The organism is Chryseobacterium sp. HMWF035, assembly GCF_003094695.1.
Taxonomy (GTDB): Bacteria; Bacteroidota; Bacteroidia; order Flavobacteriales; family Weeksellaceae; genus Chryseobacterium; species Chryseobacterium gambrini.
In genome coordinates this window covers 59,570-74,988 of the sequence record NZ_QEHP01000080.1, presented here as the reverse complement: position 1 = coordinate 74,988, position 15,419 = coordinate 59,570, and the positions used below count along the sequence as shown (strand labels likewise).

Genomic DNA, 15,419 nt, shown 5'->3' with positions numbered 1-15,419 from the left:
TTGTTTTCATCAAATACAGGACAAGAAAAACAGCAGAAGCTTTGTAACAAAACTTTATTTAAAACTCGCTGCCTGATACAGTTCAGGGAATTTTCTTGATGGTTTTTCAATAATAAACCGTCTTGAAGGGGATTGTATATTCCATACTTTACTGAAAAATGATTAAAATTAAAACTAGAACATTATGAAAAAACGTTTAAACTTTTTAGCAATTCAATCTATTTTTCTGCTTTTTAGCAGTTTTTTTTACGGACAGCTTACCACCGTTAAAATCGATAAAAATACCTCGTATCAGAAAATAAAAGGATTCGGAGGATTTGTCTGCAGTCCGCAGTTCGCTTACAATCACATGACGACTTCCGAAATTCAGACGCTTTGGGGATCAGGAAGCGAAGGAGGCTATAATATCATGAGGCTGTATATTCCGGAGGACAGCAACAACTGGAGTGCTGTATTACCAACGGCACAGTTGGCAAAATCAATGGGGCTTACCATTTTCGCAAGTCCGTGGACGATGCCTGCAGCCTGGAAAACCAATAACCATGTGAATGCCGTGTATACAGACGCCAACGGAGTCCAGCAGATCGGATATTTAAAGCCCGAAAATTATCAGGATTATGCATTGTATCTCAACAGTTTCGTTACCTATTTACAAACAAATGGAGTGGATCTGGATTATATTTCCATTCAGAATGAACCGGACGAAATGGCTCAATATCAGGGATGTATATGGACTCCCGCTCAGATTTCAGCTTTTGTAAAAGATTACGGACACCTCATCAACTGCAAAGTGATTGCACCGGAAAGTGTAGGTTTTACCGATAATTTTGCCAATGCCATGCTTAATACTGCTACTATGGCAAATTTTGAAGTTTATGGAGGGCATCAGTACGGATTAATGCAGTCGGCTTACAAACAGTTCCAGAATTACAATAAAGAAATCTGGCAGACAGAATATCTGATTAATTGGAACTCCGGCAGCCAGACGCCGCGTGATTTTAGCTGGAACCTTGATGCTTTTAACTTTGCTTCAAGCATCAATAATTCCATGCTCGGAAATATCAATGCGTGGATTCATTATGCTTCAAAAAGATATTACGGATTAATGGGCGACGGAACCTACGGAACACCAACAGGAGTGATGTCTAAAAGAGGTTATATCCTTTCCCATTATGCAAAATACGTAACAGGAAAAACAAGAATTGATGCCAAATGGGAAGATAAAACCGGAGCTTTACAGGGATCTTCCTATATTTCCGCAGATGGTAACCAGATTGTTTTGATGGTCATTAATTCTTCTGCCAATACTTATAACCTGAAGGTCGATCTGCCTTTTTATACAACATCGGGAACAAAAGTCCTTACAAATGCTTCTTCCAATATGGTGACCACGCCGATTTCATTCAGTACGCCCACTTTCCGTCCCGGAGCGGATATCGCTCCATCCAGCGTGATGACTTTCGTATTCAATAAAAGTGGCGACAGACCGGTTTCTCTGATGACAGGCGGAAATATCCATTACAATAAAATTGAGACACAAACAACCACCAATTCCGCTTTCGGAACTGCTTTTAACATCAGTAATACAACGGTAACATTTTCCAATCCAAGTCCTTTGATCAGTAATAATATGACTGCTTCAAACGGTTATCTTCAGTTGAACGACAGATACAACAAACTAATTTTACACGTTAACAGCTACACTACAGCCGGACAAAGCTATTCAGATAATACGACTCTGTATTATATCAACAGTCAGGATATTGCAAAATCTTTCAACTACGGAAGGATCAATTTTCCGACAGGAGGAAATTTTGATATTACCCTTGATATTTCGAGACAGGTGCTTACCGACGGTTGTAAAGGAATTTTAGGACTTAGAAATTCTAACTACAGTTCCGTTCTTACCTTAAATTTAGGAGATGTTTATTTTAATGTAGGCAACGAAATTGCTTCAAAATTTGGCGGAACCTATTCAGACAGTGACAGTAACCTTATGGATGCACTCGAAAATGGCTACTTTACCTCACTGGATTTCAGGACAACTGCAGGAATTACCCCTTCAAATAACTGGCAGCCTCTAAGCGTAAATTCAAATAACATTTTTTATTTGAATTCTAATGTAAATTCTACCTCAAACAATGTAATTTCCGGAACAGCTTGTTCCAGCCTTGTCCTTTCAGATTTGGGCAAAGATTTTCAGGTTCCGTTTAATTTCAGCACGACATCAGCTTCTTACAGCAGAACTTTTAACGGGTACGAAACTTTACTGTTACCTTTTGAAGCCAATATTCCTTCAGGAGTATCGGTATATCTTATGTCGCCGGGCGCAACAGCGGTTTCGGGAACCCAGATTTCTGGCGGAACAATTCCTGCCAATACTCCGGTACTTGTGAATGCGACAGGAAACTATACTTTTACAGGAACAGGTAACGTTTCTACACCAAAAGCCATTACCGTAAATCAGATGAACGGAGTATATCATACCATAAAAGTTCCGGCTAATAGTTATGTCTTGAAAACAGAAGGCGGAGTAACAGGCTTTTACAAAGTTGTTGCAGGAAACGAGCCGATGATTAATCCTTTCAGAGCATATCTTACCGAAGAAAATCTGTATTCCGCAAATATGCTTCCTCTAAATTTCTCAGTATTGGCTACACAGGAAAACAGTGTGCAGAAAGATGCAATAAAGCTTTATCCTAATCCTGCAAAAACGGAAATTTTTGTTGAATTAAAAACTCAGGATGCAACGGCTAAAATTTATGATGCAAGAGGAGGCTTAGTAAAATCGGGATTGAAAATGAATGCCGGAAAAAATCGTATCGGAATCAACGACCTTTCTGCAGGAACCTATTTTATTGAAATTTCATCCGGAAACCAGAAAAGAGGGTCACAGAAATTTATTAAACAATAATCTGTATATCAGTTAATTCATCAAAGCCATCATCAGTATAATATTTTGATGGCTTTGTTTTCTCCGATAAAAAAATAATAAGTGTTTTTTTTACATTTATTTAACGGAGAATCTTATATTTGTTTTCATTACAAAATTCTTAATTGGATGATGTAATAATTAAAGATTTCTAATCATAAAATATTTTGTTTTGATTAAATGAAAAAACTCCTGTTCAATATATCAATCGTCATCTCTGCTTTCTCGTACGCACAGAATTTTAAATATCCTTTCCAAAACCCGGATCTTCCGGTAGAACAAAGAATCGAAAATCTGCTCGGATTATTAACGGTTGATGAAAAAATCGGTATGATGATGGATAATTCCAAAGCCGTTCCCAGGCTGGAAATTCCCGGTTATGGTTGGTGGAATGAGGCGCTTCATGGTGTTGCAAGAGCAGGAACCGCAACGGTTTTTCCTCAGGCAATCGGAATGGCAGCAGCGTGGGATGTTCCGGAACATCTCAAAACTTTTGAAATGATTTCCGACGAAGCGAGAGCAAAATACAACAGATCTTTTGATGAGTCTCAAAAAACCGGACGTTATGAAGGTTTGACGTTCTGGACTCCGAATATTAATATTTTCCGTGATCCGAGATGGGGAAGAGGTCAGGAAACCTATGGCGAAGATCCGTATCTGACTTCTATACTGGGCGTTGCAGCCGTAAAAGGTCTTCAGGGAAATGATCCGAAATATTTTAAAACCCATGCCTGCGCAAAACACTTCGCTGTACACAGCGGTCCCGAATGGAACAGGCATTCGTACAACGCAGAAGTTTCCAGACGAGATTTGTATGAAACTTATCTTCCGGCTTTCAAAGCCTTGGTTTTAGAGGGAAATGTAAGGGAAGTGATGTGTGCGTACAATGCGTTCGATGGTCAGCCTTGCTGTGCGAACAATACTTTATTGACAGAAATTCTCCGCGGAAAATGGAACTACGACGGAATGGTCGTTTCCGATTGCTGGGCTTTGGCAGATTTCTATCAGAAGCAATACCATGGAACACATCCCGACGAGAAAAGCACCGCTGCAGATGCCCTGAAACACTCCACAGATTTAGAATGTGGCGACACCTACAATAATTTAAACAAATCTTTAGCAAGTGGTTTAATCACAGAAAAAGACCTGGATGTTTCTATGCGCAGAATTCTGAAAGGCTGGTTTGAGCTCGGAATGCTTGATCCTAAAGCTTCTGTTCACTGGAACTCCATTCCATATTCCGTTGTGGATTCTGAAGAGCATAAAAAGCAGGCTCTAAAAATGGCTCAGAAATCAATTGTATTAATGAAAAATGAGAAGAATGTTTTGCCTTTGAATAAAAACATCAAAAAAATCGCAGTCGTTGGTCCAAATGCAGATGACGGACTGATGCAGTTGGGAAATTATAACGGAACACCTTCATCCATTGTAACGATTTTAGATGGAATTAAAAACAAATTTCCAAACGCTGAAATTATTTATGAAAAGGGAAGCGAGGTAACAGATCCTTCTTCCAGAACTTCGCTTTATCAGAATTTTTTAAGCCGGAAAAACGGCGAAAAAGGAATGAAAGTAGCGTTTTTCAACAATAATGAATTCAAAGGAACTCCTGCTAATATTTCAGTCAATAAAAGCGGAATCAATTACAACAGTTTTGGCGGAACCCAGCTTGCTCCCAATGTGGGAAGGGAAAATACATCGGCGATTATTTCCGGCGTTTTCAAAAGTACATATACAGGCGATGTTATTTTTTCAGCTTCAACATCCGATGTTTACACACTTTTTGTTGACGGAAAAGAAATCGCCACAAGAAAAGGTCCCGATGCAAGACATCCTTCAGAATTTCCTGTGAAAATGGAAAAAGGAAAAGAATATAACATTGAATTAAGGCATACTCAAAGAGGAAAATATGTAAGCATCACTTTCGATGTATACAGAAAAGATCCGGTCAATTTTGCTGCCGTTCGGGAAAAAGTGAAAGATGCAGAGGTCATTATTTTTGCGGGTGGACTTTCGCCAAGTCTGGAAGGTGAAGAAATGATGGTGAATGCAGAAGGCTTCAAAGGAGGCGATAAAACGTCCATTGATTTACCGAAAGTTCAGCGTGATTTATTAGCTGAATTGCGCAAGACAGGAAAACCAGTCGTTTTTGTGCTTTGTACAGGAAGTTCATTAGGTTTAGCGCAGGACGAAAAAAATTATGATGCTTTACTGAATGCATGGTATGGTGGACAATCGAGCGGAACGGCGATTGCAGATGTTCTGGCGGGAGATTACAATCCGGCGGGAAGATTGCCGGTTACATTCTACAAAAATCTGGAACAGCTCGATAATAATCTTTCTAAAACAGCTAAACATAAGGGTTTTGAAAACTATGATATGCAGGGAAGAACCTATCGGTATATGACGGAAAAACCTTTGTACGCGTTCGGACATGGGCTGAGTTATTCGAAGTTTGTTTATGGAAATGCTTATTTGGATAAAAATTCTGTCCAATCCAATGAAAATGTAACGATTACAGTTCCTGTTACCAATAATTCGGAAAGAGATGGTGAGGAAGTGATTCAGGTGTATGTGAAAAGAAATAATGATGCTTTGGCGCCAGTAAAGACTTTACGGTCATTTGAAAGAACCCTGATTAAATCTAAGGAAACAAAAAATATCCGGTTAACTATTTCTAAAGATTCCTTTAAATTTTATGATGAAAAAGCGGATGACTTGGTTGCAAAAGCAGGAGATTACACCATTTTCTACGGCGGAACTTCTGATGAATCAGGGTTAAAAAGTATTCGGTTGAAAGTTAATTAATCAGCCTTCAGCCTACAAAACCTATAAGGTTTATCAATCAAAATTCAACTTTTCAACTCAAAAAATGAAAACGAAAACCAAAATATTCGTCACCGCATTTTCTCTAAGCATAGCTTTCCTTTCAGCACAAAATGGGAAGGTTAAAAAGCACGTTCTCGATTTGGACGGAACCTCAACCAACATCAAAATCCAGCCTACGATGTACGGAATTTTCTTCGAAGACATCAACTTTGCTGCAGACGGAGGATTGTATGCTGAACTCATCAAAAACCGAAGCTTCGAGTTCGACGAACCTTTGACAGGCTGGAAACAACCCAATACAAAAACATTGTCTCCCAATTTAGATTCCGGCTTTCTGACGATTATTACTGATAAGTCTAAAACCAATAAAAACTACGCAAGAATAACGGTTTGGAATGATAAAAACTATTCACTTGAAAACGAAGGTTTCCGGGGAATTGGGATTCATCAGGGTGAAAAGTATGATTTTAGTTTCAATTTAGAAAACGTTTCAGGAAATATTTCTGCGGTCAATACAAAACTGATTGATGAAAACGGAATGGTGATTTCTTCTGTCTCATCCATAATCAAGGGAGCAGGATGGCAAAAATACAGCACCGTTTTTATACCTTCCAAAACCATTGAAAAGGCTAAACTTCAAATCACTTTTACAGGGAAGGGCATTGTGAATATGGATATGATTTCTTTATTTCCGCAAAACACATGGAAAGGAAGAAAAGGCGGTTTACGGAAGGATTTGGTTCAGAAATTATATGATTTACAACCCGGGTTTTTACGTTTTCCCGGCGGATGTATTGTTGAAGGTCGAACGTTGGCAGAACGTTATCAATGGAAAAAAACAATCGGAAAAGTGGAAGACCGTGAAAATTTGATTAATAAGTGGAACAACGGATTTGCTCATCGTTTAACTCCGGATTACTGGCAGTCTTTCGGTCTTGGCTTTTTTGAATATTTTCAGTTGGCTGAAGATTTAGGTGCAGAACCGCTTCCTGTTTTAAGCTGCGGAATGGCATGCCAGTTCAACACGGCAGAACTTGTAAAAATGGAAGATTTAGATCCTTATGTTCAGGATGCTCTTGATTTAATTGAATTTGCAAACGGAGATTCCAATACGAAATGGGGTAAAATCCGTACTGAAATGGGACATTCGAAACCTTTTAACATGAAATTCATCGGTGTAGGAAACGAACAATGGGGAGCAGATTATATAGAACGGTACAAAGTTTTTGAAAAAGCAATTCACACCAAATATCCTGATATTAAAATTATTTCGGGAAGCGGACCGTCTCCCGATGGCGAATTTTTCGATTACGGCTGGAAAGAACTTAAAAAACTGAATACGCAGGTTGTGGATGAGCATTATTATAATTCTCCGGAATGGTTTATGAAAAACGCCGGAAGATATGATGAATACGACCGTTCAGGACCTAAGGTTTTTGCCGGGGAATACGCCGCACAATCGGTGGGTGTTGTAAAGCCGGACAATAAAAACAACTGGTTGACCGCACTTTCGGAAGCCGCTTTTATGACCGGATTGGAACGCAATGCAGATGTTGTAACCATGACTTCTTACGCACCGCTTTTCGCTCACGCAGACGGTTGGCAATGGACGCCCGATTTAATCTGGTTTAATAATCTCACATCTTATGCAACTCCCAATTATTATGTTCAGAAATTATTTTCAAACAATAAAGGAACAGATTTAATTAAAATTTCCGAAAACGGAAAGCCGCTGAAGGGCGAAAACCATCTTTATGCATCCGCCGTACATGACCTTGAAAAAAATGAAACAATCATTAAAATTGTTAGTACGGATGATGAAAAAATGTCAGTTGAAATCAATCCCAAAAACATTAAAAATCCCAGTAAGCTCACCAAAATCTTACTGACTTCATCAGGACTTTCCGATGAAAATAATTTCCAAACGGAGACCATCACACCCAAAGAAGAAACGCAGACCATTAAAAAGGGAAAATTTTCAGTAGAAATTCCGGCAAATTCTCTCGTTATTTTAAAGCTTAAATAGCTCCAAATCCCCATCAATAAAAGAAAATTTAAAATTAAGTGTAAATATTACATTTATTTAAAATAGAATCTTATATTTGTTTTATCTCTTCAACAGAAAACCGGAGAATTTGTTAGGGTAAATGAAAGCTTAAAGGGAAATCCTTGCATAATGTAATCCAATACATCCGTTATTTTAAAAAAGAGCTAAAACTATAAATCAAATAAATCACTTTCGTTAATGAAAAAGTACGTTATCGGCTTAGACTATGGAACAGACTCTGTTCGCGCCGTTTTGATTGATACTGAAAGCGGGGCAGAATTGGTAGCTTCCGTAAGCTACTATCAAAGATGGAAAAAAGGCAGGTTCTGCAGGCCGGAAAACAATCAATTTCGTCAGCATCCGCTGGATCACATCGAAGGACTGGAAAAAACCGTTTCCGATGTCGTGAAAGAAAGTGGAGTTGCACCCGAAAATATTGTCAGCATTTGTATTGATACTACGGGTTCTTCACCCCTTCCGGTAAATAAAGATGGAATTGCCTTATCCCTTTTGCCCGAATTTTCAGAAAATCCCAATGCAATGATGGTATTATGGAAAGACCATACTTCCATCCGTGAAGCTGAAGAAATCAATGATCTGGCGAAAAATTGGGGTGGCGAAGATTATACAAAATTTGAAGGCGGAATTTATTCCTCCGAATGGTTTTGGGCAAAAATTCTTCATATCAACAGAGAAGATGAAGCCGTAAAAAACGCAGCGCACAGTTGGATGGAACATTGTGATTACCTTACGTTTCTGCTTTCCGATCATCAGGATTTAGCAACATTCAGAAGAAGCCGTTGTGCAGCCGGACATAAAGCAATGTGGCACGAGTCGTGGAAAGGACTTCCTTCCAAAGAATTTCTTGGTCAATTAGATTCGTCATTGGCAGAACTTCGCGATAGATTATATGATAAAACCTATACTTCCAACGAAGTTGCCGGAAATCTGAACGAAGAATGGGCAGCAAAATTAGGATTAACGGTCAATACAGTCATTGCTGTCGGAACTTTCGATGCACATTCCGGAGCAATAGGCGCAAAAGTAGAAGAGAATACGCTCATCAGGATTATGGGAACATCCACCTGCGATATTATGGTGGCTCCAAAAGAAATTATCGGAGACAGAACGGTAAAAGGAATCTGCGGACAGGTCGATGGTTCCGTCATTCCGGGATTAATGGGATTGGAAGCTGGGCAATCTGCATTCGGAGATGTTTTGGCGTGGTATAAAGATATTCTCACAGAACCGACAATCAATATTATAATGAGTTCCGACGCAATTGGCGAAAACCAAAAACACTTGCTGAAAGAAGAAATAGAAAAAAACATGATTCGCTATCTCACTCTGGAAGCAGAAAAAATTCCTCTTTCGGAAACCGTTCCCATTGCGTTGGACTGGATCAACGGACGAAGAACACCGGATGCCAGTCAGGAACTGAAAATGGCGATCAGCAACCTTTCTTTGGGAACAAAAGCACCGCATATTTTCAAAGCGTTGGTGAATGCCATTTGCTTTGGTTCCAAAAAAATTGTCGACCGCTTCGAAGATGAAGGCATTAAAATCCATAAAGTCATAGGAATTGGCGGCGTTGCCAGAAAATCACCATTCATCATGCAGACTCTGGCAAATGTCCTGAATATGCCGATTGTTGTGGCAGCATCAGATCAGGCTCCGGCTTTAGGGGCAGCTATTTATGCCGCTGTTGCCGCAGGAATTTATCCCAACGTCCAGGAAGCAAGCCAAAAAATGGGCTCTGATTTCGAAGCTGAATACTTCCCGCAGAAAGAACATGTAGAACAATACGAAGAATTGCTACAGCACTATCAGATTTTAGCAGATTTCACCGAAAATAATATCAAATCTAAGAAAAAGCTGACGGTTGACAGTTTATAGTAATTAATTAGGTTTAAAAAAGCTCCGTTAGGAGCGTCCTGTTAATCGTAAATAATGTAAATATTATCATCACAAAAAGAGCCTCGTAAAGGCGACCTGTTAAATATTTACATTAATTAAAGAACGATCAACCATCAACCAAAAACCATTAACTAAAACAATCATGGCAGCTTTATCCGTCTGTAGTTTATCCTGAGCTTGTCGAAGGGCTCCCAATCTTTTTCGCCAAGGCTTTTCCCAGTGCAAAAAAAGGATTTCCGCTCAAGCCGGGCTGCGATGGATACATAGGAGAGAACCCGAAGGGTTCAATAGGATTAGCCGTAGGTCAAACCTATGAATTTGAAAAAAATATGTAAATAAAAATGAGCATCTATAAAGAATTAAAACGAGAATGTTACGAAGCCAATATGCAGCTCGATGCCTTAAAATTGGTGGTCTACACATTCGGAAACGTAAGCGCCGTTGATCGTGACAAAGGAATTTTTGCCATCAAACCCAGCGGTGTTCCTTACGAATTATTGAAACCGGAAGATATGGTGATTTTAGATTATGACGCCAATGTGGTGGAAGGGAATTTAAGACCGTCTTCAGACACCAAAACCCATGCTTATCTTTATAAAAACTGGGAAAATGTCGGTGGCATTTCACATACACATTCTGTTTATTCAGTAGCTTGGGCACAGGCGCAGTTAGACATCCCGATTTTCGGGACAACGCACGCAGACCATCTTACAACAGACATTCCTTGTGCACCCCCGATGCATGATGATTTAATCGAAGGCAATTATGAATATAATACCGGAATCCAGATTCTGGATTGTTTCAAGGAAAAAAAACTGTCTTATGAAGAAGTAGAAATGGTGCTCATCGGAAATCACGGACCGTTCACTTGGGGAAAAAATGCTGAAAAAGCTGTTTACAATAGCAAAGTTTTGGAAACCATCGCTGAAATGGCGTATCTCACCAAACAAATTAATCCGAACGTAACTCGTTTAAAAGATTCACTTATCAAAAAACATTACGAACGCAAACATGGCAAAAACGCTTATTACGGACAATAGTTTTGCTTTTGGCGAATGGCTTTTAGCTTTTGGCAATTGTCATCGTTCAATATCAGTAGCCTTGGGTGAAACCTATGGAAAAAAACGCACAAATCCTACAGAATCCGGAGGATTCAATATTAATAGCCGTAGGTAAAACCTATGAAATGAATAAAATCAAATATCAATTATAAATCATCATTTATCAATCATCAAATATGTTAACACCTCTCAATATCAAAGAAATCTGGTTCATCACCGGAAGCCAGCATCTATACGGCTCTGAAACATTAGCACAGGTAGCGGAACATTCGGCGAAGATTGTGGAAGCTTTCAATGCTTCGTCACAAATTCCTGTAAAAGTGGTTTTAAAGCCAACCGTAAAAACCACGGAAGAAATTTTCGAAACATTAACGGCTGCCAATTTTGCAAAAGACTGTATCGGTATCGTAACATGGATGCATACATTTTCCCCTGCAAAAATGTGGATTCGTGGTCTTACTGCATTACAAAAACCAATGTTGCACCTTCATACCCAGTTCAATCAGGATATTCCGTGGTCTACGATGGATATGGATTTCATGAACCTTAATCAGGCAGCGCATGGCGACCGTGAATTTGGATTTATGGTAAGCCGTCTTCGTAAAAACAGGAAAGTAGTGGTTGGACATTGGGCAGAGGAAAGAGTTCAGAAACAGATTGGGGAATGGAGTAGAGTTGCTGCTGGCTGGGACGATTGGCAGGGTGCAAAATTTGCCCGTTTCGGAGACAATATGAGATACGTCGCCGTGACAGACGGTGATAAAGTGGAAGCGGAAACCAAGTTTGGTTTTTCGGTAAACACTTGGGGAATTGGAGATTTGGTGAGCGTTGTCAATTCTATTGGAGATGGTGAAATTAAAACTTTAATTGAAGAATATGAAGCCTCATACAAAATGGCAGAATCTCTTCTTTCCGGAGGAGCAAACAGAAAATCCCTCGAAGTTGCCGCAAGAATTGAGCTAGGTTTGGAAAAATTCCTCAAAGACGGAAATTTCAAAGGATTCTCGGATACGTTCGAAGACCTTCACGGATTGGAGCAGCTTCCGGGAATTGCCGTTCAGAGATTAATGGAAAAAGGTTATGGATTTGCAGGAGAAGGCGACTGGAAAACCGCTGCTTTGGTTCGTGCGATGAAAACAATGGGACAGGGTTTAGAAGGCGGAAATGCTTTTATGGAAGATTATACCTACCATTTGAATCCATCAAATCCATCGGTTCTGGGTTCGCATATGCTTGAAGTGGATCCTGTTTTGGCAGTTAACAAGCCTTCTTGTGAAATTAATCCACTCGGAATTGGCGGAAAAGCAGATCCTGTTCGTCTGGTTTTCAATTCAAGAGGAAATATTGATTCTTTAAATGCAGCTTTAATGGATTTCGGAAATCATTTCAGACTGCTGATCAACAAAACAAAAGCGTTGGAAATCACCGAGGAACTTCCGAAACTTCCTGTAGCGAGAGTGCTTTGGAAACCACTTCCGGACTTATACACGGCTGCTGAAGCATGGATTTTAGCAGGTGGAGCCCATCATACCTGTTACAGCGAAAACATCAGCGCAGAGCAGTTGGAAGATTTTGCGGAGATCGCAGGTATCGAATCATTAGTAATTGATGAAAATACAAAAATCCGAGATTTTAAGAACACGCTTCGCTGGAATGAAATATATTATCGTTAAACTTGCAAAACTTCTAAAAAATGAGAAAAACAAGTATCAACCTGATAATTCTTTTTGCTGTTTTATGTATTTTCGGCTGCAATAAAAAAGAAAATCAATCAAAAGCTCAACAGGAAACAATGGAAAACATACAGATTTCAGATTACGGAGTAACGTCAAAAGGCGATTCCGTTAAAAAATATACTTTAGCCAATAAAAACGGGATGAAAGTGGAAATCATCAACTTCGGCGGAATCATCACTTCACTTACAGCTCCCGATAAAAACGGAAAATACGAAGATGTCGTTTTAGGATTTACCCGGCCTGAAGATTATTTCAACGGAAATTCTTATTATTTCGGAGCATTAATCGGACGTTACGGAAACCGGATTGCTAATGCAAAATTTACGCTGGAAGGCACATCCTATGACATCGATAAAAATGACGGATCCAACAGTCTTCATGGCGGAAAAGACGGATTTCATACCAAATTCTGGAATATTGAACCTGTAAAAGATTCCAAATTCCCAACGTTGAAACTGACTTATACCAGCGCAGATGGGGAAGAAGGCTATCCGGGAAAACTGACGACAACAGTTTTTTACACTTTAACCGACGAAAATGCCCTTGAAATTTCTTACGAAGCGGAAACAGATAAACCGACTGTTGTGAATTTGACTCAGCATTCATATTTCAACCTTTCCGGAAATTTCTCAAAAACAATTCTTGACCACGAAATGCAGATCAATGCCGATAAGTTTTTGCCGGTGAATGAAACTTTGATTCCGACCGGTGAGCAAAAAGCGGTGAAAGGAAGTGCATTCGATTTCACTGTTTCAAAAGCAATTGGAAAAGACATCAGTGCTGATGACGATCAACTGAAAAAAGGAAAAGGCTACGATCACAACTGGATTCTGAACGGAAACGGATTGAGAAGTATTGCGAAAGTGTACCATCCCGAATCAGGCAGAGTAATGGAAGTTTTGACTGATGAACCAGGAGTACAGTTTTATTCCGGAAACTTTCTGGATGGAAAATTCGATACCAAAACTGGCGGAAAAAATGAATTCAGAACGGGGTTCTGTTTAGAAACCCAACATTTTCCGGATTCTCCCAATCAACCGTCTTTTCCATCTACAGAACTGAAGCCAGGACAGAAATACCAGTCGAAAACAATTTATAAATTCTCAGTTAAAAAATAAAATATGGGAAATTTGGCAACTCTTGATATCATCATATTTCTTATCTATTTTGTGGTGGTTGCAGGCTACGGAATATGGATTTACAAAAAGAAAAAATCGGCGGCTTCGGGCAGTAAAGATTATTTTCTGGCGGAAGGTTCACTGACTTGGTGGGCGATTGGAGCCAGTTTAATTGCTTCAAACATTTCTGCAGAACAGTTCATAGGAATGTCCGGTGAAGGTTTTTTTGTAGGAATTGCCGTGGCTGCTTATGAATGGATTGCGGCAATTGCATTGATTATTATTGCAGTATGGTTCATTCCGATTTATCTTAAAAACAAGATTTACACGATGCCACAATTTCTGGAAACCCGTTACAACAAATCGGTTTCCCTGATTATGGCTGTGTTCTGGCTCTTTTTATATGTCATTGTCAATTTAACTTCCATCCTTTATTTAGGTGCTTTGGCAATTGATACATTGCTGGGAGGCGACAATCTTCACATCATCATGATAGGATTGCTTTTAATGGCTCTTTTAATCGGTCTTGGCGGTATGAAAGTAATCGGTTACACAGACGTTATTCAGGTAGCGGTTTTAATTATCGGAGGTTTTGCCACCGTTTATATGGCGCTTCAGATTGTTGATCAGAGAATTAACGGAGCGGCAGTCGGGAATGCTTTAACAGGTTTTCAAACTTTGATGAACGAAGCACCGCAACACTTTAAACTGATGCTGGAAAAGCCGGTGAAGACTACCACTACTTTGGAAATGCCTGAAAATCTCGATGTTCAGAAATATGTTGTTTTACCGGGATTGGCGATGTATTTCGCAGGACAATGGATTGTAAACCTGAATTATTGGGGCTGTAATCAATACATCACCCAAAGAGCATTGGGAGCTGATCTGAAAACCGCAAGAACCGGAATTTTATTCGCAGGATTCTTAAAATTATTCATGCCGATTATCGTAATGCTTCCGGGAATCGCAGCGTACGTTTTGTATTCAAAAGGGCATTTAACTGGCTTTAATGGCGTAAAAGATGGCGCTTATTCTGCAATCTTAGGATTTCTGCCGGTTGGTCTGAAAGGTCTTGCTGTAGCGGCTTTAACCGCGGCAATCGTTGCTTCTTTGGCAGGAAAAGTGAACAGTATCTCAACGATCTTTACATTAGACATTTACAAGAAATATTTAAAAGCTGATGCAACGGAAATCCAGATGGTGAGAACCGGAAGATGGGCGATCATCATTGCTATGTTTGTGGCTTTGGCATTTACCTGGACCGATGTTTTGGGAATCGGCGGCGAAGGAGGATTTACCTTCATTCAGAAATATACAGGATTTATAAGTCCCGGAGTTTTTGCCATGTTCCTTTTGGGAATGTTCTGGAAAAGAACCACCGGAACAGCAGCTTTGGTCGGTGTAATTTTAGGATTCGTTCTGGCAATTTTCTTCAACAGTTTTGCCGTCGATATTTTTGGAAAAGAAACCTGGTTATATACCGCTTTCACCTATGAAAAACTGGAAAACGGAGTTGTACACACCATTACAGAAATCCCGTTTTTAATTAATATGGGATGGTCTTTCGTGATCACCATTACAGCAATGGTCTTAATCAGTTTTGCAGGACCGAAAGTGAATCCAAAAGCATTCGCAATCGATGCAACAATGTTCCGGGTAGACAACAGAACATTGGTTTTAATCGTTGTAACGTTACTCCTGCTCACTGCACTTTACGTGAGATTCTGGTAGAATTTGAATACAATAAAATAAAGGCAGGATTCCGTTTTGGAGTCCTGT

General features: G+C 39.6%; 8 protein-coding genes. All 8 read left to right on the top strand.

Annotated features, from left to right (window positions below; genetic code table 11):
• Positions 1-184 precede the first annotated feature (184 nt).
• The 8 genes from DD829_RS12530 (at position 185) to DD829_RS12495 (ending at position 15,371) form a co-directional block, all read left to right on the top strand.
• Positions 185-2,914, top strand: coding sequence for a T9SS type A sorting domain-containing protein (locus tag DD829_RS12530; RefSeq protein WP_116547803.1), 2,730 nt, complete (start codon positions 185-187; stop codon positions 2,912-2,914).
• A 198-nt stretch (positions 2,915-3,112) separates the two neighbouring features.
• On the top strand, positions 3,113-5,740 hold the full coding sequence (locus DD829_RS12525) for a beta-glucosidase (RefSeq protein ID WP_108408852.1): 2,628 nt from the start codon (positions 3,113-3,115) through the stop codon (positions 5,738-5,740).
• 64 nt (positions 5,741-5,804) lie between these two features.
• A complete protein-coding gene (locus DD829_RS12520) occupies positions 5,805-7,787 on the top strand; it encodes an alpha-L-arabinofuranosidase C-terminal domain-containing protein (protein ID WP_108408853.1) in 1,983 nt (660 codons plus the stop codon).
• A gap of 219 nt (positions 7,788-8,006) precedes the next feature.
• Positions 8,007-9,704 (top strand): ribulokinase, encoded by a 1,698-nt coding sequence (locus DD829_RS12515; RefSeq protein WP_108409612.1) that lies wholly within the window; start codon positions 8,007-8,009, stop codon positions 9,702-9,704.
• Positions 9,705-10,066: 362 nt separating this feature from the next.
• Positions 10,067-10,765: an L-ribulose-5-phosphate 4-epimerase gene (locus DD829_RS12510; protein ID WP_108409613.1), complete on the top strand. Its 699-nt coding sequence runs from the start codon at positions 10,067-10,069 to the stop codon at positions 10,763-10,765.
• A 197-nt stretch (positions 10,766-10,962) separates the two neighbouring features.
• Positions 10,963-12,459, top strand: a complete 1,497-nt coding sequence (araA, locus tag DD829_RS12505; RefSeq protein WP_108409614.1) for an L-arabinose isomerase — start codon at positions 10,963-10,965, stop codon at positions 12,457-12,459.
• Positions 12,460-12,479: 20 nt separating this feature from the next.
• Complete coding sequence (locus tag DD829_RS12500) at positions 12,480-13,640, top strand: aldose epimerase family protein (RefSeq protein WP_108409615.1); 1,161 nt, start codon at positions 12,480-12,482, stop codon at positions 13,638-13,640.
• A 3-nt stretch (positions 13,641-13,643) separates the two neighbouring features.
• A complete protein-coding gene (locus DD829_RS12495) occupies positions 13,644-15,371 on the top strand; it encodes a sodium:solute symporter family transporter (RefSeq protein WP_108411271.1) in 1,728 nt (575 codons plus the stop codon).
• The last annotated feature ends 48 nt before the right edge of the window (positions 15,372-15,419 follow it).